This is a genomic window from Acidimicrobium ferrooxidans DSM 10331 (assembly GCF_000023265.1).
GTDB classification, from domain to species: Bacteria; Actinomycetota; Acidimicrobiia; order Acidimicrobiales; family Acidimicrobiaceae; genus Acidimicrobium; species Acidimicrobium ferrooxidans.
Map to the genome: position 1 here is coordinate 1,101,367 of NC_013124.1, position 20,543 is coordinate 1,121,909.

The 20,543-nt window shown below is 67.1% G+C and carries 16 protein-coding genes and 3 rRNA genes; 10 read left to right on the top strand and 9 right to left on the bottom strand.

Annotated elements, in window-relative coordinates; genetic code table 11:
• Positions 1-302: 302 nt before the first annotated feature.
• The 4 genes from AFER_RS05430 (at position 303) to AFER_RS05445 (ending at position 4,957) form a co-directional block, all read left to right on the top strand.
• A complete protein-coding gene (locus tag AFER_RS05430) occupies positions 303-1,574 on the top strand; it encodes an MFS transporter (RefSeq protein ID WP_015798483.1) in 1,272 nt (423 codons plus the stop codon).
• A gap of 100 nt (positions 1,575-1,674) precedes the next feature.
• Positions 1,675-2,019, top strand: a complete 345-nt coding sequence (locus AFER_RS11990; protein WP_015798484.1) for a hypothetical protein — start codon at positions 1,675-1,677, stop codon at positions 2,017-2,019.
• Positions 2,020-2,128: 109 nt separating this feature from the next.
• Positions 2,129-3,565: a threonine/serine exporter family protein gene (locus AFER_RS05440; RefSeq protein WP_015798485.1), complete on the top strand. Its 1,437-nt coding sequence runs from the start codon at positions 2,129-2,131 to the stop codon at positions 3,563-3,565.
• Positions 3,566-3,742: 177 nt separating this feature from the next.
• Positions 3,743-4,957, top strand: a complete 1,215-nt coding sequence (locus tag AFER_RS05445) for an MFS transporter (RefSeq protein WP_015798486.1) — start codon at positions 3,743-3,745, stop codon at positions 4,955-4,957.
• An 18-nt stretch (positions 4,958-4,975) separates the two neighbouring features.
• On the opposite strand, the gene AFER_RS05450 is transcribed toward AFER_RS05445, so the two are convergent.
• Genes AFER_RS05450 through AFER_RS05460 form a run of 3 tightly spaced genes read right to left on the bottom strand, consistent with a single transcriptional unit; the run spans position 4,976 to position 7,715 of the window.
• On the bottom strand, positions 4,976-5,839 hold the full coding sequence (locus AFER_RS05450; RefSeq protein ID WP_015798487.1) for a hypothetical protein: 864 nt from the start codon (positions 5,837-5,839) through the stop codon (positions 4,976-4,978).
• Positions 5,836-6,717, bottom strand: coding sequence for a PD-(D/E)XK nuclease family protein (locus AFER_RS05455; RefSeq protein WP_015798488.1), 882 nt, complete (start codon positions 6,715-6,717; stop codon positions 5,836-5,838). The genes AFER_RS05450 and AFER_RS05455 overlap by 4 nt, the downstream gene beginning before the upstream one ends.
• A complete protein-coding gene (locus AFER_RS05460) occupies positions 6,714-7,715 on the bottom strand; it encodes a phosphotransferase enzyme family protein (RefSeq protein WP_015798489.1) in 1,002 nt (333 codons plus the stop codon). Before AFER_RS05460 ends, AFER_RS05455 begins: the two co-directional genes overlap by 4 nt.
• Before the next feature lie 41 nt (positions 7,716-7,756).
• Here AFER_RS05460 and AFER_RS05465 point away from each other — a divergent pair, with 41 nt between their 5' ends.
• The 3 genes from AFER_RS05465 to AFER_RS05475 all read left to right on the top strand — a co-directional run bounded on the left by AFER_RS05465 (position 7,757) and on the right by AFER_RS05475 (position 11,026).
• Positions 7,757-8,464, top strand: a complete 708-nt coding sequence (locus AFER_RS05465) for a hypothetical protein (protein WP_143711954.1) — start codon at positions 7,757-7,759, stop codon at positions 8,462-8,464.
• A gap of 86 nt (positions 8,465-8,550) precedes the next feature.
• Entirely contained in the window at positions 8,551-9,474 is a 924-nt protein-coding gene (locus tag AFER_RS05470) for an isoaspartyl peptidase/L-asparaginase (RefSeq protein WP_218914767.1), read from the top strand.
• A 28-nt stretch (positions 9,475-9,502) separates the two neighbouring features.
• Positions 9,503-11,026: a S53 family peptidase gene (locus AFER_RS05475; RefSeq protein WP_015798492.1), complete on the top strand. Its 1,524-nt coding sequence runs from the start codon at positions 9,503-9,505 to the stop codon at positions 11,024-11,026.
• Positions 11,027-11,115: 89 nt separating this feature from the next.
• Here AFER_RS05475 and AFER_RS05480 read toward each other — a convergent pair whose 3' ends face one another.
• The gene (locus tag AFER_RS05480) at positions 11,116-11,523 is read right to left on the bottom strand and encodes an OsmC family protein (protein WP_015798493.1); all 408 of its coding nucleotides are present in this window, start codon (positions 11,521-11,523) and stop codon (positions 11,116-11,118) included.
• A gap of 125 nt (positions 11,524-11,648) precedes the next feature.
• Between AFER_RS05480 and AFER_RS10995 the strand changes: the two genes are divergently transcribed.
• The gene (locus tag AFER_RS10995; RefSeq protein ID WP_015798494.1) at positions 11,649-12,110 is read left to right on the top strand and encodes a DUF3565 domain-containing protein; all 462 of its coding nucleotides are present in this window, start codon (positions 11,649-11,651) and stop codon (positions 12,108-12,110) included.
• Positions 12,111-12,371: 261 nt separating this feature from the next.
• Here AFER_RS10995 and rrf read toward each other — a convergent pair.
• The 3 genes from rrf to AFER_RS05505 all read right to left on the bottom strand — a co-directional run bounded on the left by rrf (position 12,372) and on the right by AFER_RS05505 (position 17,148).
• Positions 12,372-12,488 (bottom strand): 5S ribosomal RNA (gene rrf / locus AFER_RS05495).
• A 42-nt stretch (positions 12,489-12,530) separates the two neighbouring features.
• Positions 12,531-15,525 (bottom strand): 23S ribosomal RNA (locus tag AFER_RS05500).
• Positions 15,526-15,638: 113 nt separating this feature from the next.
• Positions 15,639-17,148 (bottom strand): 16S ribosomal RNA (locus AFER_RS05505).
• The 16S, 23S and 5S rRNA genes sit together here, the layout of an rRNA operon.
• A 371-nt stretch (positions 17,149-17,519) precedes the next feature.
• On the opposite strand from AFER_RS05505, the gene AFER_RS05510 reads away from it, so the two are divergent.
• Positions 17,520-18,038 (top strand): gamma carbonic anhydrase family protein, encoded by a 519-nt coding sequence (locus AFER_RS05510; RefSeq protein ID WP_015798495.1) that lies wholly within the window; start codon positions 17,520-17,522, stop codon positions 18,036-18,038.
• Here the strand turns inward: AFER_RS05510 and AFER_RS05515 are convergent.
• The gene (locus tag AFER_RS05515; protein WP_015798496.1) at positions 18,008-18,826 is read right to left on the bottom strand and encodes an ATP-binding cassette domain-containing protein; all 819 of its coding nucleotides are present in this window, start codon (positions 18,824-18,826) and stop codon (positions 18,008-18,010) included. The two genes, AFER_RS05510 and AFER_RS05515, sit on opposite strands and share 31 nt — an antisense overlap.
• 20 nt (positions 18,827-18,846) lie before the next feature.
• Positions 18,847-19,257 carry an EamA family transporter gene (locus AFER_RS05520; protein ID WP_015798497.1) on the bottom strand — a complete coding sequence of 137 codons (411 nt, stop codon included), beginning with the start codon at positions 19,255-19,257 and terminating at the stop codon, positions 18,847-18,849.
• An 81-nt stretch (positions 19,258-19,338) separates the two neighbouring features.
• Between AFER_RS05520 and AFER_RS11000 the strand changes: the two genes are divergently transcribed.
• Positions 19,339-20,328, top strand: coding sequence for a GGDEF domain-containing protein (locus AFER_RS11000; protein ID WP_015798498.1), 990 nt, complete (start codon positions 19,339-19,341; stop codon positions 20,326-20,328).
• Positions 20,329-20,543: the final 215 nt, after the last annotated feature.

Genomic DNA, 20,543 nt, shown 5'->3' on the forward strand with positions numbered 1-20,543 from the left:
ACCGCTCGTCTGGTTCCTCGAGGAGCACCGGGCACACCAGCGCCGGGAGATCGAACGCCCTCGCCCCCTCAGCGGTCGAGCTGGGGCCTGCTCCCGGTTCCCCTCTGCCTTCGGTCGGCCCCTTGCGCTTGGTGCGCCGAACCAGCACTTCGGATGCCTGTCTGTGACTTCTCTGGCCATCATCTCCTCGAGCCAAGGAGCCTTACGGCCTCGCCTCCTCGTCTCGCGCGTGTCGTTCGCGCCTCTCTGCGGCCGTCCTCCGCTCGAAGGCATCGGCCTCGGGCAGGGCAAGAGCAGTTCGGGTGATCACCGACACTGCGTCCGCAGCCCCGACCACCCAGCGGGACCTAGGCTCGACCATCGTGGTCGCTGGCGCACGTCATCCGGTTCGTTGGTTCCTCGCCGAACGCGGCTTGCTGGCGGCTGCGGTGGGCATGCTTCCGGTCGGCCTGTCCTTCTCGCTCCTCGACATCTACGCTCGCGCGAGCGCGCTCGGGATCGTGCTCGCACTACAGGGCGTCGGCCTCGTCGTCAGCTTGATCGTCCTCGGTGGCGTCGGCGACCTCATCGCACCTCGTCGCCTCCTCGTCCTCGCCGATGCGCTCTACGCAGCCTCGGCTGCGGCGTTGGCCCTGCTCGCGCAGACCCACAGCCACGCACTCGTCGCCTATGGGGCCGCCTCCATCGTCACCGGTGCCTCCGCGGGTCTCGTCAACTCGGCTCTGCAGGCTCTCCTGGCTGCGGTGGTGTCGCCACAGGATCGACAGCGCGTGAACGGTCTACGGAGTCTGTTGCGCAATCTCGTCCAGGTCGCAGCTCCTGCGTTCGCAGGACTCGTGAGCGCGATCGCATCCCCAACCGTCGTGCTCTGGCTCGCCGCGATCGTCGCCGCCCTCGGCACGCTCGCTGCTCGCGCGCTCCCCGATACAGGCGCGGGAGCACACCACGACGCTGGCCTGCTCGCCGAACTGCGCAGCGGTTGGCGAGCGTACTGGGCCTACGGGTGGCTCGTCGCTGTCGACGGCGCCTTCGCACTGTGGCACCTCGTCGTCTACGGACCGCTCTTCGTGCTCGGCCCTGTCGTCGCGCGTGCCCATGATCACGGTGCGCTGGGCTGGGGCCTCATGCTGGCCGGCGTCAGCGTTGGTGGCGTCCTGGGGGGCGCGCTCGTCGTGCGCCTGAGGCCTCGTCGCCCACTCTCCTTCGCCCTCATCGCATTCTCGGTTACGTCGGTGTGGCTCGGTGCGCTCTGGTTCGAGGCGCCCCTACCCGTCCTCGTCGTCGCCGCCGCGATCGCCGGGGTCGGCTTCGAGCTTCTCATGGGGCTGTGGGACACCGTCTTCCAGGGCACGATCCCCCGGAGTGTGCTCGGCAAGCTCGCAGCCTACGACTACCTCGCCTCCGTCGGAACCCTGCCGCTCGGCTACGCCTTGGCAGCGCCGCTGGCCGCGATCGTGGGCGCACGCGGTGTCTTCGGACTTGGTGTCGTGATCACGGTCGCGATCACGCTGGGCACCCTCGCTGTGCCGAGCGTTCGTCATCTCCCCTCGCCGGCACTTCCCATCGACGAGTGAGCGCCGACGACTCCTCGGCCGCGGGTTGAGTCCCCGCGCCGCATCGTCGCGGGCTCCGCTGGCAGCTACCGTACAACGCACCTGATCCAAGGAGTGTCCCATGACCGATAGCGTCAGCCAACTCGCCGATGACCAGCCCACGACACGCCTCCAGCGTGTGCTGAATCTCGTCCCGCGAGCGCTGTCATCGAGACCCCACATCATCTTCCTCGCGGTGCTCGGTGTCTACCTCGTGCTCCTCCCCCTCGCCCACGTGCACGTGTCGGCGTTCGCGGAACTCGTCGGCGGGAACTACACGAACGTTACGAGCGATCTCGGGGCCTGCATCGCCGCCGGCGGTACGATCCACATCATGCGCTCGCACCGGCAGCACCGCAGCGAGCTCGCCGAGCTACGCCGACTGGTCGAGGACCTGTCGCGCACGCTCGGGTCGGGGTCCGAGTAAATCCGTCGCCGCTCGCACCACGATCCGTCGACGCTCGCGGCCGGCTGCGCGGTGCCTCGAGACGGCACGTCACACCAGCTCGGACGGCCATCCGTCCTATCCTGGAGGCGTGGCACGCGCACAGCCCCCGGGCGCAGCTGAGCCACGTCGACCCCGCCGACGTGGTTGGCACCGTCGCACCTTTGAACCGGAGCGCGGATGGGGATCGCTGGGCGACGAGGGACGCGCCGTCCTGCGTGCGGCGCAGCGGCGCATCGCACGCCTCGTGTCCTCGGACTCGCTGGCCGAGCTGCCACCAGAGCCCGAGGAGGAGGTGGCCTATCGCCTCCTCACCGCCGCCCTTCGGGCAGGCGCCGTCCTCCTCGCGGCTGGGGCCGCCACGCTCGATGTCGAGCAGACCGTCCTCACCTTTGCCAACGCCCTCGGCCTCGCAGGGTGCGAGGTCGACGTCACGTTCACGTCACTCACCGGCTCGTACCGTCGTGGTGCAACCTTGAAGCCCATCACCACGCTCGTCGTGGTGCGCGATCGGACGCTCAACTTCGCCAAGTTGGCCGCGATGACCCAGCTGCGTGCGGCCGTCCTCGCGGGCGAGGTTCCCCCGGTCGATGTCGAGCAGCGACTCGAGGCGATCGAGCGGCTCACCGTGCGCCGCGGTCGCTTCGTCGTGGCCGGCTGGGCGGGCATGGCGGCTGCGTTCACGATCCTGCTCGGCGGACAGCTCCTCGCCGGTGCGCTTGGCTTCGTGGCGACCGCCTTGATCTACGTCCTCAACCGCGGTCTCGCCCGGCGCGGCGTCCCAGACTTCTTCTTGAGCGCCATCGGGGCGACGCTCGCGACCACCACGGCTCTGCTCGCGATCGTGGCGCACGCGCCGACCGTGCCTGCCCTCGTCGTCGCTGGCGGCATCATGGCCCTCGTGCCCGGCGTGAAGCTCGTCTCGAGCGTCCAGGACGCCCTAAGCGGTTTCCCGTTGTCAGGGACCGCCCGTGGCGTCGAGGTCCTCGTCATCGCCACCGGCATCGTGACCGGCGTCAGCCTCGTGATCTACGTGGCACGACTCGCGGGTCTGCACCTCGCCATCGGCCCCATCCCGCTCGCCTCCTTGCTCTATGTGCCGGTCCAGATCGCGGCCGCGGCGGTCGCGGCAGCCCTCTATGGCATCGCGACATCGGTGCCGCGTTCGTTCCTCCCTTGGGCGGCAGTCACCGGAGCGCTCGGATGGGGGATTGTCCTCGTGCTCGAACACAACGGCGTCTCGCTCGTCGTGTCGACGGCGCTGGCCGCGGTCTGTGTCGGCCTCCTCGGCCAGGCGCTCGCCTCCATCCACACCACCCATCCCTACCTCTTCGTCGTCCCCGGCATCATGCCGCTCGTGCCCGGGCTCACCGTCTTCGAGGGCATGCTCGCACTCGTCGAGGGGCACGGCGGTGCCGCGGGTCTGCTCCTGCAGGGCCTCGCCATCGGCCTCGCGATCGCGGCGGGGGTCAGTCTCGGTTACCTCATCTTGCGCTCGCCTGTGAGCCGACCGACTCGGCTTCGCTAGGCGGTCGCGACCTGTCGGCCGCCGCGGTGCACCTCCCCGGTGCGGCCTCGCGAACGTGGGCGGTCTCGTGTCGTGGTGCCACGCCCGCCGTCATCATGCAGGCGCTGCATGACGAGCCCAGCAGACCGGCTAGGGTTGACCGGCTCAGCTACCTTGCGTCGTTCCTTTGGAGCTCCGATGTCTCCGCGTCCCGTCCGTCGTCGTCACCTCGCTGGGGTCGTCCTCGCAGGCATTCCCTTCAACGTGGCTCAGGGGGCCGCGTTCCCCTACTGGGTGCTGTATCTCCACAGCGACCTGCACTTCCCCACCGCCTTGGCGGGTCTCGTGATCGGCACCGAGGGTCTCGCCTCGCTCGGAGGCGCGCTGGTCGGCGGGGCCTTCCAGGATCACTTCGGGCCTCGACGAACGGCGCAACTGGGCGCAGTGATCGAAGCCGTGGCCGCAGCGTCGCTTGTCGTTGCTCGTAGCCCGCTTGCGGTCGCGGGCTGCTTCGTCCTCTTCGGTATGTCGACCTTGCGCTATCCGGCCCGATCGAGCGCGCTCCTCGCCGCACTGCCGGACGATCTCTCGGCGACCACCTTCTTTAGCTGGGACTTCATGGGCGCGAACACCGGCTTCGGGCTCGGGATCGTGGTCGGGGCGCTGCTCATCGGTGCCGGTGACGCGACGGTGATGCGGGGCTTGTTCGCCGCCCTCGCGGTGACGAGTGCCCTCCTCGCCGTGACCTACGAGCTCATCCCGAACCAGAGAATGGCTCGCGAACACCTCGAGCACGCGTCGTATCGCGCAGCCATGCGTTCGTCGCTGTTCTGGTACGTCGGCGCGTGGGGCCTGCTGCTCTCGCTCGCGAGCTACTCGTCGTTCGACGCTGGCGTGCCGGCCCTGATCGGCATCGAGCTCCACGCGTCGCCGCACCTGATCGCGCTCGGCTTTCTCACGAATCCCGTGCTCATCGTCGCGTTCCAGCAACCCGTGAGACGCCTGGTCCACCGACTCCGGTGGCGCCGCGCAACCATGGCGACCGCAGCGATCTTCGGCGCGTCGTGGTTCATCTTGTTCGGGGCCCTGTGGCTGCGGACCGAGTTCGAGCTCGCCGTCCTCGTCGTCAGCTTCGCCGCGACCTTCTCGCTCGCCGAGATGCTGATGGCTCCCCTTCGAACCCAGCTCATCGCCGCGCTCGCACCTGAGCATCTCCGCGGTCGCTTCTACGGGATGAGCCACTTCGCCCGCGGTGTCGCCGGTCTCGTCGGGCCGAGCGTCGCAGGGGCCATGATCGGTGCAGGCCTCGGCTTCTGGTGGCTGCCGCTCGTCGCGAGCTCGGGTGCCGGTGCCGCCTGGGTCAGCCGAAAGATCTTTCGGACAGCTCCCGCCGAGCTGTCCGAGCGCACCTGACGCAACCGGTTCGACGGCTCAGACGGCGCTCGCGTCGACTCCTGCCCCAAAGGCCGGACAGTGCGGCGCCAGCGGACAGGAGCGACACTGGTAGCCGGGTACGGCATCGGCCCAGAGACCGTCGGGGACGGAATCACGACGCAGTGTCTCGCGAAGCTCGCGGAGACGGCGAGCCCGTCGGACGACGGTCCCGATCGCGCCCACGCCCTCGTCGAGCAGCGCCTCATCGACGAGGCGACGCCGAGAGCGACCGGCTTCGATGTCGACGAGGCCCACCCAGTCGAGATCGACACCACCGATCGTCGCGACCACCGCCTCGAACGCGAGCGCGGTGTCTTCGTAGCCGTAGGGTCGATGATCGAGGACGAAGACGCCCGCCCGCTCGCCCTTCGCATCGAGGAGCTGGAGGTCGATGAGGCTCCGCAGCTGGACGGCGCCGAAGCGCACGGTGCGCCGACGCGGCTCGAGCGCACCGGCGTGCTCGGCCTCGAGCACGCCGATCGTCTCCGCTGCGAAGGTGATCACTTCCTGCTGAACGAGGAGTCGCTCCCCGCGTGTGATCGCCTTCGTCGCATGGCCGCTCACCCAGTCCCAGGCCCAGTGGTCGCGGATCGAGGAGCGGAGCGCGCGATAGAGCGCGTGCGGGGTCGGTGCCTGCTCACGCTCGTCGTACCAGCGCACGACGAGCTCCATCGCGAGGGTACGGCGCACGACCGCGACGGACGGCTCGAACGGGGCATCGATCACCGAGGAGCCGAGGTCGCACGCTTCGCGGAGGTCTCGGCTCGTGAGGCGGACCGGCGCGCCGCCGCCACGCAGCTCACGGACGATCGCCTCGACACGTCGCCCGAGGTCTGCTCGCTCCCCTCGTGTGCGGCTCACGGCGCCGCCGCCTCTGCGTAGGTGGCACAGTCCTCGCGGAACGGACACTGGGTACAGCGCGGACCTGCGCGCTCGATCGGCGCACCAGCGAGGCCACGCGCGGCGGCCCGAAGCGCATCGGCGACCAGGCGTGCGCCATCGCGCACGACGCGCTCGCTCATCACGAGCTGTCGCGCATCGGCGACCGCTTCGCCAGGGCCGAGGAGGATGATGCTCGCTGGAGGTGGCCCGTAGCGCAGGCCAGCCAGCAGCGCGTAGAAGCGGAGCTCGCTCTCGTGCTCCTCGCTGAGGGCGAGCGACGACTTGATCTCGACGAGGTGGTGGGGTCTCCCGCTCGCGGCCCCACCCACCACGAGATCGAAGCGCCCGGTGAGCAGCACGTGGTCGGTGAGGTCCGCCCGTGCGCGCACCTCGGTTCGTGGCCACCACGCCTCCTCGATGCCAAGACGCTCGACGAGTCGCGCGCGCCGGGTGACGACGTCTGCCATCTGCTCCGCATCGAGCTCGACCGTCCCACCGTCGGCAGTGACGGCTTCGAGCCACAGCGCGACGTCGTCGCCGGCATGGTACTCGGCGCCGTAGGCGAACCACGAGCGCACCCCGGCCTCGAAGACCGTGCCGAGGTCCATGGCGCGGTTGCGCGGCGTGGCGATCTCACGGCGCAGCTCGGCCGTCCCGTAGCGCTCACAGGCCACGAGTGAGGCCACGATGCGCTTGGTCAAGCGCCAGGTCTGCTCGGTGGGGAGTTGGCTGGCCAGCTCGGCGAGCTCGTGACGGACCTCGGCGATGACGTCACCCGCGACCGGGTCGCCTGGGCGCCAGAGCGCCTCGACGAGCGCTGCCTCGCTCTCGAGCCAGACGATGTCCGTGGCGCTCACGAGGCCGACTCCGAACTCTCCAGCGAAGCCGGCACGTCGAGGGGTTTGAGACGACCCGCAAGCAACGCGTCGCAGACCGCGAGCGTGCCCTCGACGAACGAGCGACCGAGCGCTCCGGCGACCTCCGAGTCGACACGCGAGGCACTCCAGCCGGTGAGCGCCAGCCGACGGGCGACCACGAGCGGCCACACACGTGCCAACCACCGCTCCTCGATCCTCGCCCGACGACCGTAGCCCCTGATCCACGCCGCAGCACGCTCCTCGCAGTGCGGGGCGTCCTCGAGGAAGCTCAGCGCTCCGGCCAGATCTGCCATCGGGTGTGCGAAGCCAGCGTCGTCGAAGTCGATCGGCACCAACGCCGAGCTCTGGGTGCGCACGACGTTGGCGGCGCGCAGATCCGAGTGGATGAGGAGCATCTCGTCCACCGCATCGAGCATGCTGGCGACACGTTCGGCGGCTCGGTCCATGAGACGCCGCTCGGACGAGCTCGCGCAGGCAAGCTGGTAGCTCCCCCAGTGGGCATGCGGCCCCACCAGCGCGCCAGCATCCCAGCGCCACCGACGAAACCACGGTGGCGGGCGCCACCGACGCGCGTGGTTCTGGAGTTGGGCAGCAACCTCACCAAGGCGCTCGAAACTTGCCGGATCGTCGCTGTCGCCTGCTCCCACTTCGCCCGCCGTCCAGCTCACCACGACCACCGGTCCGTCTCTGGTGTCGACGAGACCCGGGGGGCCATGGAGCTGGGCGATGGGCCGCGGGGCGGCGACACCTGCCGCATCCAGCGCTGCGAGCCAGGCGAGTTCGCTCGCCAGTTCGGTGACCGTGCGATAGCCAGGACGCGGGACCCGGAGCGCGGCCACCGGAACACCGTCGCAAGAGGCCTGGAACACCACGTTCTCGGAGACGGCGACGGGCGTCACCGTCGCCCCGTCGAGCAGCGGCACCACGCGGCACGCGGCTTCGGCAGCCTGAACGGCCCGCTCCAGGAGATCGGCCATGACCGAACGCTACCCGCTCGCTGAGCGCCCTACACTGCATCGTGCCGATGCAGGTCCTCCGTCCGCAGCTCGCCGTGCTCGTGGCCGCCGTCGCCAGCCTCGCTGCCTGCGGTAGCGCCGTCCCCTCGCCGAAGGCTCACCGCCTCCTCCCGGCGACCCATCCGCTCGCACCTCGGCCGGTCCTCGTCGCTCCCTCTGCCGTCTCGACCGACCCCGGACCAGGTGCCCTCCCACAGACACCCGCGCTTCCGTCTGCGACGACCCAGAGCTTCAAGACCAGTGTCGCTGACCTGTGGGCTGCGATCGTCACCGATAATCCGGCCCTCGCCATGCCCGCCTTCTTTCCGCTCCCGGCCTACCTGCAGGTCAAGTCGCTCACCGACGACGCGCACGACTGGGCGGTTCGCCTCGTCGCGCACTTCGTGCTCGACATCGAGGCAGCGCACGCGGTCGTGACGTCTCATGGCGGCACCCCGACGCTGGTGGGCCTCGAGGTGCCCACGACGAACGCGAACTGGGTGCCGCCGGGCACCTGCTACAACCGACTCGGCTACTGGCACGTACCCGGCTCCCGCCTCGTCTACCAGGTCGGCACGACGACCTACTCGATCGGTGTGCTCTCGCTGATCTCCTGGCGCGGCACGTGGTACGTGGTGCACCTCGGCGCGATCAACCGCCCGAGCGACGAAGGTGCCGTCGACGCGCCCGCCGTCGGGGTCGGTTCCTTCGGGCCCCCGGGCGGTTGCTGAGCGGCGGTCGAGTACCGTTCCAAGGGCTCGGCACCGGCTCCGGTGCCGAGGCACCCACGATCGACGGGAGGGGAACGAGCATGCTCATGGTGGCGAGTGCGAATGGCCGGGCCGGCATCGATGCCGTATTTCCTCGGCTCCTCGAAGGAGCGCTGACCCCGTTGGACGCCGTCGAAGAGGCGGCCTGGGTCACCGAGGACGATCCGGCCGATCACTCAGTCGGTACCGGGGGCCTCCCCAACATCTTCGGTGCCGTCGAGCTCGATGCGTCCATCATGGACGGGACCACCCTCAAGGCCGGTGCGGTCGCGGCGTTGCGAGGCTTTCGTCACCCCATCAGCGTGGCCCGAGCCGTGATGGAACGATCCCCCCATGTCCTGCTCGTTGGTGAGGGTGCCGCAGCGTTCGCACGCGCGGTCGGAGCCGAGGCCGCCGTGCTCGAGACCGCTGAGGCGCTCGCTTCTTGGAGAACGGCGATCGCCTCCCTGCACGCCGAGGAGCTCGCCTCGACGCTCGCGATGGCACGAGCACTCACCCGCGATCCCGAGCGGGCCGTCGGTACGGTCAACTACCTGGCACTCGACGACCGAGGCCGCATGGCCAGTGCCGTGTCGACGAGCGGATGGGCCTTCAAGTGGCCAGGGCGAGCCGGTGACAGCCCCGTCATCGGCGCCGGCAACTACTGCGATGCCCGTGTCGGCGCGGCGGCATGCACAGGCTTTGGCGAGCTCTCGCTCCGGACTCAGCTCGCCAGCCGCTGCGTTGGCTTCCTCGAGGCCGGGGCCACCTGCGAGGAGGCTGCTGTGCGTGCGATCGAGCTGGTGAACCGCCTGCAGGTCGATCCCGCCGAGCGCATCATGCACATCGTGGTCCTCGATCGAGATGGGAACCACGCGGCGGCGTCGACGCGAGCGGGAACGACGTATGCCTGGCGTGATGGGTCACAACCACACTGCCAGCTCTCCCCGAGAACGCACGTCCCCCCCGAGGGCTCATCCGTCGTAGGCTAAGCAGCACACGATCCGACGGGAGGTAGTCGTGGCTCCTGAGGAACGCAGGACACTGCCGGGCTCCGCCATGCCTCGTCCGGCGGGCGCCCAGGTGCTCGGCCAGATCCCCGACGACGAACGTGTCGAGGTGACCGTCGTACTCCAACCGCGCGCCCCCCTCCCTGAGCCAGGGCCGACCCCCATGTCGCGAGCGGAGCTTGCCGATCTGCGCAGTCCACCCGAGGGAGCGCTCGAAGCGATCGCTCGCTACGTCGCCGGTCAGGGCCTCGAGGTCATCGCAGCCGACGCACCTCGACGCCGCATCGTGCTCGCGGGAAGCGCAGCACGGATCGCGGCTCTCTTTGGTATCAGCTTCGTGCGACTCCAGCTCGAGGGCCGACGGTATCGGACCTACGAAGGGGAGATCTCGCTTCCGGCCGAGCTCGCCCCCCTCGTGGTCGCGGTCCTCGGTCTCGACACCCGCCCCTTCGCGCGCTCCCATCGGCGTCCGGCGGTGGCGCCGAACGCACCCACGACCGCTCCGACCGTCGCGCGCGCCTACGACTTCCCGACCGCCTACGACGGGCGCGGTACGACGATCGGGTTCATCGAGCTCGGAGGCGGCTTCCAAGAGAGCGACCTCGTGCGCTACTGCGAGGGGCTCGGCCTCTCGACGCCCCAGGTCAGCGTCGTCGGCGTCGACGGCGCCCGCAACGCCCCGACCGGCGACCCCAACGGGCCCGACGCGGAGGTGATGCTCGATCTCGAGGTCGCCACCGGGGTGGCCAACGGCGCCGACCTCGTGCTCTACATGGCGGCGAACACCGACGCGGCGTTCTACAGCGCGATCGCCACCGCGCTTCGCGACGCCACACACGCTCCCGTCGCGATCTCGATCTCCTGGGGCGCACCGGAGGAGTCCTACCCAGCCACCACGATCGCGGCCTTCGAGAGCGTGCTCGAGGAGGCGGTCCATGTCGGCGTGACGGTCCTCGTCGCGGCCGGCGACCAAGGCTCCACGGACGGCGTCGACGACGGACGCGCACACGTGGACTACCCCGCGGCGAGCCCCTACGTGCTCGCGTGCGGTGGTACGCGCCTCGACCTCGACGGCACCACGATCGTCGCCGAGACGGTCTGGAACGACCTGCCGAACGGCGGCGCGACCGGCGGAGGGATCTCTGCGCTCTTCCCGGTCCCGTCGTGGCAAGCAGGCATCGCAATGCCACCGAGCGCCAATCCCGGTGCCGGACCAGGACGCGGCGTCCCCGACGTCGCGGGCAACGCCGATCCCGACACGGGCTATCGGATCGTTGTCGATGGGGTCGCAACCGTCGTCGGGGGCACGAGTGCCGTCGCACCACTCTGGGCTGGCCTCGTGGCACGCTGTCACCAAGCCGGCGCTCGTGGCGGCTTCTGGAACCCGCTCCTCTACGCAGCCCGGGGATCGTCGGCGTTCCACGAGATCACCGTGGGGTCGAACGGAGCCTACGACGCAGGGCCCATCTGGAATGCGTGTTGCGGCCTCGGCTCACCGAACGGCACCGCCATCCTCCAAACGCTCAGAGCGTGACCCCGACGAACGCAACCCTCTGGGCCACGTCCGATCCGACGCAGCCCAGGGCGTGCCGTGTGAGTGTCCCGCGTCGAGGCGTACCCGGCTCACACCACCGCAAGTTGACGCGTGATCGCGACGTCACGCTCGAGCGTCGCGTGCACGGGGCAACGGCGATCGACCTCGTTGGCGAGCTGCTCGTAGCGTTCTGGCGTGCTCGGGCCACGAAGCTCGACGTGAACGACCACGTCGCTCACACAGGGCCGAGCCGCACCGTCGAGCGTCGCGGGATCCAGCGATCCCTCGACACGGACCGTGACCGAATCGAGTGGAACGTTCTGCGCCTCGGCCACGTGCTGGTAGGTCAACACCTGGCACGAGGCGAGCGCGCCAAGGAGGAACTCCACCGGACTTGCCAGCGTGCCATCGGATGCGACCTCGAAGCGGCGACCCCGTGCGAGCTCGATCTCGGCACGGCCGGCGGCGCTCGTCGTCGCCGTCGCTCCAAAGCGCACGACGGGTCGTGGACCGGACGATGACGGATTTGATGCTGAACGTGTCATACGCATAGCTTACTATCCCGATCGGCTTTATCAGGTATAGGTCGACTGGTTATCACCGCACCGGTTACGGAGGTTGCATGCAGCAGGTCATCACCGGGTGGACGACCGACGACGAGGGCGACTGGGTCGCACTCCTCGCGTGTGGCCATCGACGCCATGTACGCCATCGCCCTCCACTCTTCCCAGCGCCCTGGGTCCTCGACGAGATCGGACGCTCCGACCACGTCGGTCAGCCGATCGACTGTGGCCGCTGCCGCCAAGGGATCTTGCCGCCGCTCACCGACGAGACGGCAACCCTGACCTGGATCGACGCTCGGGCGACCGACGTCGAGTGGGTCATGGGGGGACGGACGAATCACTGGGAGCTCGTCGTCGTAGCCGAGGGGCGAGTGCACCTGGAGCTCACCTTCGCTGACGGCGACACGACGACGTGGTGGCTCGAGGGCGGCATGCAGCGGGCCCTCCCGGTCGGCTGCGCGTACCGCCTCCGAACGGCGACCCACGCGTCGGTCCTTCTCGCACGCTTCGACCAGTCCTGACTCGACCGACGACCGCAGTGACGCTCGAGCCCGCGAGCGCACCGCTCCCTCGCCGAGACGCCCGCTCACCCCAGCACCGGCGACGGACCCACCACGATCAAGCCGAGCCCGATGAGCGTCACGAAGACCACCCCGAGCACCCGCTGTAGCACGCGCATCGCAACCTCCGAATCCGGGCCAGACACAGTCCCAACGCCTCGACACAGCCCCAACGCACGACGAGCCGGGATCCCGAAGGATCCCGGCTCGTCACGAAAGCCCGGTCGGCGGCGCCCTACTCTCCCAGGGGGTCTCCCCCCAAGTACCATCGGCGCTGGTGGGCTTAACGGCCGTGTTCGGAATGGGAACGGGTGTTTCCCCACCGCCATGGCCACCGCCCGGACGATCTGCGGCGTCGAGCGCTCCAGAGCGAGCACGAGGAGCTCCAAGTCCTCGGCCGATTAGTACCGGTCGGCTGAACACGTTGCCGTGCGTACACCTCCGGCCTATCAACGTGGTCGTCTACCACGGGCCTTACCAGGTTGACCCTGTGGGAAACCTCATCTTGAGACGAGCTTCGCGCTTATATGCTTTCAGCGCTTATCCCTTCCGTAGGTCGCTAACCAGCCGTGCCCTTGGCAGGACAACTGGCACACGAGCGCTACGTCCGTCCCGGTCCTCTCGTACTAGGGACAGCCTCTCTCAAGTTTCCTACGGCTGCATCGGATAGGGACCGAACTGTCTCACGACGTTCTAAACCCAGCTCGCGTACCGCTTTAATGGGCGAACAGCCCAACCCTTGGGACCGACTTCAGCCCCAGGATGCGACGAGCCGACATCGAGGTGCCAAACCTTGCCGTCGATATGGACTCTTGGGCAAGATGAGCCTGTTATCCCCGGGGTACCTTTTATCCGTTGAGCGACGGCGCTTCCACATGCGACCGCCGGATCACTATGCCCTGCTTTCGCACCTGCTCGACATGTGGGTCTCGCAGTCAAGCTCCCTTGTGCCATTGCACTCGACGACTGATTGCCAACCAGTCTGAGGGAACCTTTGGGCGCCTCCGTTACTCTTTAGGAGGCGACCGCCCCAGTCAAACTGCCCACCTGACGCGGTCCCGGACCCGGATTCACGGGTCGCGGTTAGAGCTCCAGCACCGACAGGGTGGTATTTCAAGGACGCCTCCAGGGAAGCTAGCGCTCCCCTTTCGCAGGCTCCCACCTATCCTACACAGTCGGAACCAAAGCTCAACATCAAGCTACAGTAAAGGTCCACGGGGTCTTTCCGTCCTGATGCAGCTAACGAGCATCTTTACTCGTACTTCAATTTCGCCGGGTCTGTGGTTGAGACAGTGGGGAAGTCGTTACGCCATTCGTGCGGGTCGGAACTTACCCGACAAGGAATTTCGCTACCTTAGCACCGTTATAGTTACGGCGGCCGTTTACCGGGGCTTAGGTTCAGAGCTTCGCCCTTGCGGGCTAACCCCTCCCCGTAACCTTCCGGCACCGGGCAGGCGTCACAGCGTATACATCGTCTTGGCGACTTGGCACGCTGCTGTGTTTTTAGTAAACAGTCGCTTCCCCCTGGTTTGTGACACCCCCTCGGGCTCCGGGCGCGAGGCCCTTCACCCTACCGAGGTCTTCCTTATCCCGAAGTTACGGAAGTAATTTGCCGAGTTCCTTAACCACAGTTCTCCCGCTCGCCTTGGTATTCTCTACCTGCCTACCTGTGTCGGTTTGGGGTACGGGCGCCTCGATCACTCGCTAGAAGCTTTTCTCGGCAGCATGGGATCAGTGACTTCGCCCGAAGTGGGCTCGGAGTCGCGTCTCAGGCTTCGTGAGGTCCGGATTTGCCTGGCCCTCGCCCTACACGCTTTCCCCAGGAACGACCAACGCCTGGGATCACCTACCCTCCTGCGTCCCTCCATCGCTCAAACGCGATCGGGGCGGTACCGGAATATGAACCGGTTGTGCATCGACTACGCCTTGCGGCCTCGCCTTAGCTCCCGACTCACCCTGGGTGGACGAGCCTTGCCCAGGAACCCTGAGGCATTCGGCGGAGGGGATTCTCACCCCTCGTTCGCTACTCATGCCAGCATTCTCACTCGAGCGCGCTCCAGCTCGGCTCACGCCTCACCTTCACGGCACGCTCGACGCTCCCCTACCGCCCGGTGACGTACGTCACCGGACCCGCAGCTTCGGTGACCGGCTTAGCCCCGTTACATTATCCGCGCGGAACCACTCGACCAGTGAGCTATTACGCACTCTTTGAAGGGTGGCTGCTTCTAAGCCAACCTCCTGGCTGTCTGGGCGGTTCCACATCGTTTTCCACTTAGCCGGTACTTTGGGACCTTAGCTGGCGGTCTGGGCTGTTTCCCTCTCGACCACGAAGCTCATCCCCCGTGGTCTCACTGCCAGGCTCTGGAGCATCGGCATTCGGAGTTTGGTTGGGATCAGTAAGGCTGTGGGCCCCCATAGCCCATCCAGTGCTCTACCTCCGATGCTGAACACCTGACGCTGCACCTCAATGCATTTCGGGGAGAACCAGCTATCACCGAGTTTGATTGGCCTTTCACCCCTATCCACAGGTCATCCCCCCTGTTTTCAACCAGGGTGGGTTCGGCCCTCCACGGGATCTTACCCCCGCTTCAGCCTGCCCATGGATAGATCACTCGGCTTCGGGTCTACCGCAGGCAACTCTCGTCGCCCTGTTCAGACTCGCTTTCGCTTCGGCTCCCCCACGCATGGGTTAACCTCGCTACCTACGGTAACTCGCTGGCTCATTCTTCAAAAGGCACGCCATCGCCCTCACGGGCTCTGACTGCTTGTAGACCAACGGTTTCAGGATCTGTTTCACTCCCCTCTCGGGGTGCTTTTCACCTTTCCCTCACGGTACTAGTTCGCTATCGGTCGCCTGGGAGTACTTAGCCTTACGAGGTGGTCCTCGCAGATTCACACGGGCTTTCCCGGATCCCGCGCTACTTGGGTGGCGACGGGGAGGCAGCTCGCTTCGCCTACGGGGCTGTCACCCCCTGTGGCGCGACGTTCCAGTCGCTTCGGCTCACGCGCTGCTTGGTAACTCCCTGGAGGGGCTGGCGCACCCTCCTCGTCGCTCCCGCTACCCCCGGACGGCAACGCCGCCAGGCTTGACACCGCCCGGGTTTGGGCTGATCCCCGTTCGCTCGCCGCTACTAGGGGAGTCGCGGTTGCTTTCCTCTCCTGGGGGTACTGAGATGTTTCAATTCCCCCCGTTCCCTCCTCCTGCCCTATGTGTTCAGGCAGGGGTGACGTGGCATTCCCCACGCCGGGTTTCCCCATTCGGACATCCATGGATCAACGCTTGGTCGACAGCTCCCCATGGCTTATCGCAGTCGCCCACGTCCTTCATCGGCTCCAGGCGCCAAGGCATTCACCGTTGGCCCTTCGTACCTTGGAGTTGTGATACTCGTGCTCGCTCTGGAGTTCTCAAGCTGCCGCGCAGCAGGTGCTTCGCGAAGAGGGAGCCAGTGCTTCGACTGGGTGCGGCCACTCGTTGTGGCCACTCCTTAGAAAGGAGGTGATCCAGCCGCACCTTCCGGTACGGCTACCTTGTTACGACTTCACCCCAATCGCCGACCCCACCTTCGACGGCTCCCTCCCTTGCGGGTTGGGCCACCGGCTTCGGGTGTTGCCGACTTTCGTGGTGTGACGGGCGGTGTGTACAAGGCCCGGGAACGTATTCACCCCGGCGTGCTGATCCGGGATTACTAGCGACTCCGACTTCACGCAGTCGAGTTGCAGACTGCGATCCGAACTGAGACCGGTTTTTTGGGATTGGCTCCCCCTCGCGGGTTGGCGACCCTTTGTACCGGCCATTGTAGCATGCGTGCAGCCCTGGACGTAAGGGGCATGATGACTTGACGTCGTCCCCACCTTCCTCCGAATTAACTCCGGCAGTCCCCTACGAGTCCCCGGCATGACCCGCTGGCAACATAGGGCAAGGGTTGCGCTCGTTGCGGGACTTAACCCAACATCTCACGACACGAGCTGACGACAGCCATGCACCACCTGTGAAGGGCCCCGAAGGACACCGCATCTCTGCGGCTTTTCCCTCCATGTCAAGCCCAGGTGAGGTTCTTCGCGTTGCATCGAATTAAGCCGCATGCTCCGCCGCTTGTGCGGGCCCCCGTCAATTCCTTTGAGTTTTAGCCTTGCGGCCGTACTCCCCAGGCGGGGCACTTAATGCGTTAGCGTCGGCACGGAGCCCGTCGAATGAGGCCCCACACCTAGTGCCCAACGTTTAGGGCGTGGACTACCAGGGTATCTAATCCTGTTCGCTCCCCACGCTTTCGCTCCTCAGCGTCAGTACCGGCCCAGATCGCTGCCTTCGCCATTGGTGTTCCTCCTGATATCTGCGCATTTCACCGCTACACCAGGAATTCCACGATCCTCTACCGGACTCAAGCCATGGCAGTATCGGATGGCGACACCAGGTTGAGCCTGGTGATTTCACATCCGACTTGCCAAGCCGCCTACGAGCTCTTTACGCCCAGTAAATCCGGACAACGCTCGCCCCCTACGTCTTACCGCGGCTGCTGGCACGTAGTTAGCCGGGGCTTCTTCTGCAGGTACCGTCAGTTTCGTCCCTGCTGAAAGGAGTTTACAACCCGAAGGCCTTCGTCCTCCACGCGGCGTTGCTGCGTCAGGCTTTCGCCCATTGCGCAATATTCCCCACTGCTGCCTCCCGTAGGAGTCTGGGCCGTGTCTCAGTCCCAGTGTGGCTGATCGTCCTCTCAGACCAGCTACCCGTCGTCGCCTTGGTGGGCCGTTACCCCACCAACAAGCTGATAGGCCGCGAGGCCGTCCCGTCGCGCCCGAAGGCTTTGCTCCCTCGACCATGCGGTCAGGGGAGCACATGCGGTATTAGCACCGGTTTCCCGGTGTTATCCCCCACGTCGGGGTGGGTTCCTCACGTGTTACGCACCCGTTCGCCACTCGGTGGCAAGCCACCGCGTACGACTTGCATGTGTTAGGCACGCCGCCAGCGTTCGTCCTGAGCCAGGATCAAACTCTCCATTGGAGATCGTTCCGAGGGTGGAGTCCACCCTCGCTCGCCTCGCCCCGGGACACGTGGGTCTCGGGTGAGGGAGAGTCGATCATGGTTGGTGGGTTTGGTCCCACCGTTTGTGTTGTCGGGGTGACACCGAGCTTGTGCTCGGGTCGCCCGCACTGGCTTGTCTTCCCTCTTCGCGATGTCAACCTGCGCCCCTGTCGGGGCTCTGCCACGAGGGCACCCGAAGGTGCTCGTTGTGGATGGTGGGTTGCCCCACCCCCAGCGGTGCTCTTGGAGCACGTGGGATTCATCAGTGTAGCGGGGTCGGAACGGGTCGTGCACGGTTGGGGGACATCTTCTGTCGAGATGGGACGTCCCGCGTCAAGTACCATCGGCCCATGCCTGTCTATCGACTCGGTTCCCGCAGCCCCCGCATCCATCCCGACGCATTCGTTCATCCCGATGCGGTCGTGATCGGCGACGTCGAGATCGACGAGGAGGCATCCATCTGGCCGCACGCCGTCCTGCGCGGCGACTACGGCCACATCCATATCGGCGCCCGCACGTCGATCCAAGACGGCACCGTCGTGCACGCCACGGCCGACCTCGCGACACGCATCGGGGCGGCCTGCGTCGTCGGACACCTTGCCCACCTCGAGGGCTGCACCGTCGAGGATCACGTCCTCATCGGGTCTGGGTCGGTGGTCTTGCACCGCGCCGTCATCCACTCCCACGCGCTCGTCGGCGCCCATGCGACGGTGACCAACGACACCGAGGTTCCATCCCACGCCCTCGCACTCGGAACACCCGCGGCGATCCACCCCGATCGCGTGCCCGCCGGCACCTTCGACGATGCGGTGCAGCGCTACGTCGAGAACGCGCGCCGCTACCGCACGGATCTCATCCGCATCGAGTAGCGGTCGATTCGCGCGACGAGCCGACCGCCCACCTCGGTCACCGTGACGGGCATGCCGAAGACCGCGGCGAGCGCATCGGCGTCCTGGAGGATCGCACGAGTACCAAAGCGGGTGATCCCCGCTCCGACGAGGAGCACGTGGCTCACCTGGGCGGGGAGCTCCTCGACATGGTGGGTCACGATGAACGCCGCGCGCGGTCGTGGCGACCGCTCGAGCAGCTCTTCGAGCGCCCACAGGGCCTCCTCGCGACCGATGAGATCGAGATGCGAGGTTGGCTCATCGAGCACGATGATCTCAGGGCGCCCCGCAAAGGCTCTGGCGAGGAGGACTCGCTGACGCTGACCAGCAGACAGATCCTCGATGGCTCGATCACCCACGTTCGCCAGGCCCACCCTCGCCAACAGCCGGTCCGCTTCGACGAGTTCCTCGTCGGAGAGCTCGAACCACGCACGACGAAGGCCAGCATGAGGACCGAGCGCGACCGCATCGCGGGCGCTCGTCGTCGGCACCAGCTGAGTCGTGAGCTCGTCCGCGAAGTACCCGACCCGTGCGCGGAAGCTGCGCACGTCACCGTGGCGCAGGTCGCAGTCGAGGACTCGAAGCTCTCCCGAGCGCGGGCGCAACCGGCCCGCGATGGCCGCGGCGATGGTCGACTTGCCGGCACCGTTCGGACCCACGACCGCGACCACCGCGCCGTCGGGGACGTCGAGCGTCAGCCCTTCGAGCACCGTCTTCGTACCACGGGCGATCGAGAGATTCGTCGCGCTGATCACCGTCGCGTTCGCCATGGAACGCCACCCTACGCGACCTAGATGGCGATTAGCAGCACAGCGACCATCGCTAGCACCATGCCGACGATCTGGCGCGGGCTCGGGCTGACACGATCGATGACGAGACCGAGCACGAGCGTCACGACCGGATAGACGGCAGTCACGGCCACGATGGGTGCTGCCGTTCCAAGCGGCGCGGCTCGCAGAGCGAGAAAGTAGAGCAAGTAACCGGCGACACCCGCGACCCCGGCCGCGATCGCAAGTGGCCCCATGTAGGGCCGCAAGAACGCGATCGATGGTAAGGCAATGACGGCCTCGACGAGCACGACACCGAGCCAGAGCGACAGTGCGGAAGCCGAATGACCCGCCCGAGCGGAGAAGTACCCCCACACCCCCCACGCAAGCGCGCTCCCAACCGCAAGCAGCACCCCGAGGAGAACGGATCGCACCGCTCCAGCCTACGTCTCGCGAACTGCCGGCGATTCCTCAAGTTCGCGTCGACCGCACCCGATACGATCGCAGGGAGGGTCATGGGACACGACTCGAGTTCGATCATCCTGCGAGGGCGCGACCAGATCACGCACGACGCGCTCGCACAACAGCTTCGGCTCCTCAGGACCCACGCGGGCGCGATGGGTGTCGCCGTCGTGCGGGTCGGAGACGATGGGCGCGTCGTCATCGAGGCGCTCGACATGGACCGAGCCCTCCTGCGTGAGGGTGAGGAGATCGTCGTCACCGACCCAAAGGTGCTGCCTGAGCGCGCAGACGCACCGAGTCTGCGACCGGGGCGCATCGAAAGCGACCTCTTGACGTTCTCGCCACTGCATGGTCTCGTCCTCGTCCCCTTCGAGAGTCCACAGGACCAGTCGCTCGCACTCCTTGTGTTCGCTGCGCGCCCGCTCCTCGTGACCGACGACGCACTGGTGCTTGCAGCCCGCACCATCGAGACCTTCCTGATCGCCGCGAGCCGCTTTACCGAGGAACTGCGCTACCTGAAGGGCACCCTCACACAGTCGGAGTTCTACTCCGACCGAGACCCCCTCACCCACGCGCTCAATCGTCGTGGTTTCATCGGCCTGCTGCATCGCCTCGAAGCCGACTGGCCGCACCGGCGAATGGCCTACGCGATCATCGTGGCCGACCTCGATCATCTCAAGCAAGTGAACGACCACCAAGGGCATGCCGCCGGTGACGCGCTGATCCAGCGCTTCGTCGAGACCCTCCGCTCCAACCTGCGTGAGCCGGAGAACGTCGGGCGTCTGGGGGGAGATGAGTTTGCGGTCGTCGCCAAGCTCAGGACACCCGCCGAGACGCAGATCCTCCTGAACCGCTTGCGCACCGCACTCGACGCCGCGGGGATCGCTGCCTCCCTCGGAGCGGCGAGCCGCGACGTCCCGATGCCGCTCGAGGAACTCCTCGTCCTCGCCGACCGAGCGATGTACGACGACAAGTTCCGTCGCCACGAAGCCATCGAGGGCATCGAGGCCACGGCACCATCGCTCTTCGAACCAACCCTCTAGCGATCGCTGCCTGTCGTTCGCCACCGGTCCCGATGCCGATCGGAACGCGGGGCTCATACGCGCCTCGCTGACACCACAGCAAAGCCACACATGAGCAAGGGGGCGCGCTGCGCCCCCTTGCCTTCGATCATGTCCCTAGCCCGGGCCCTGACGGATGCGGCCAAGTTGACCGCTGCGGGCACCGACGTGCAGGCGCTGATGAGTGCGAGACGCCG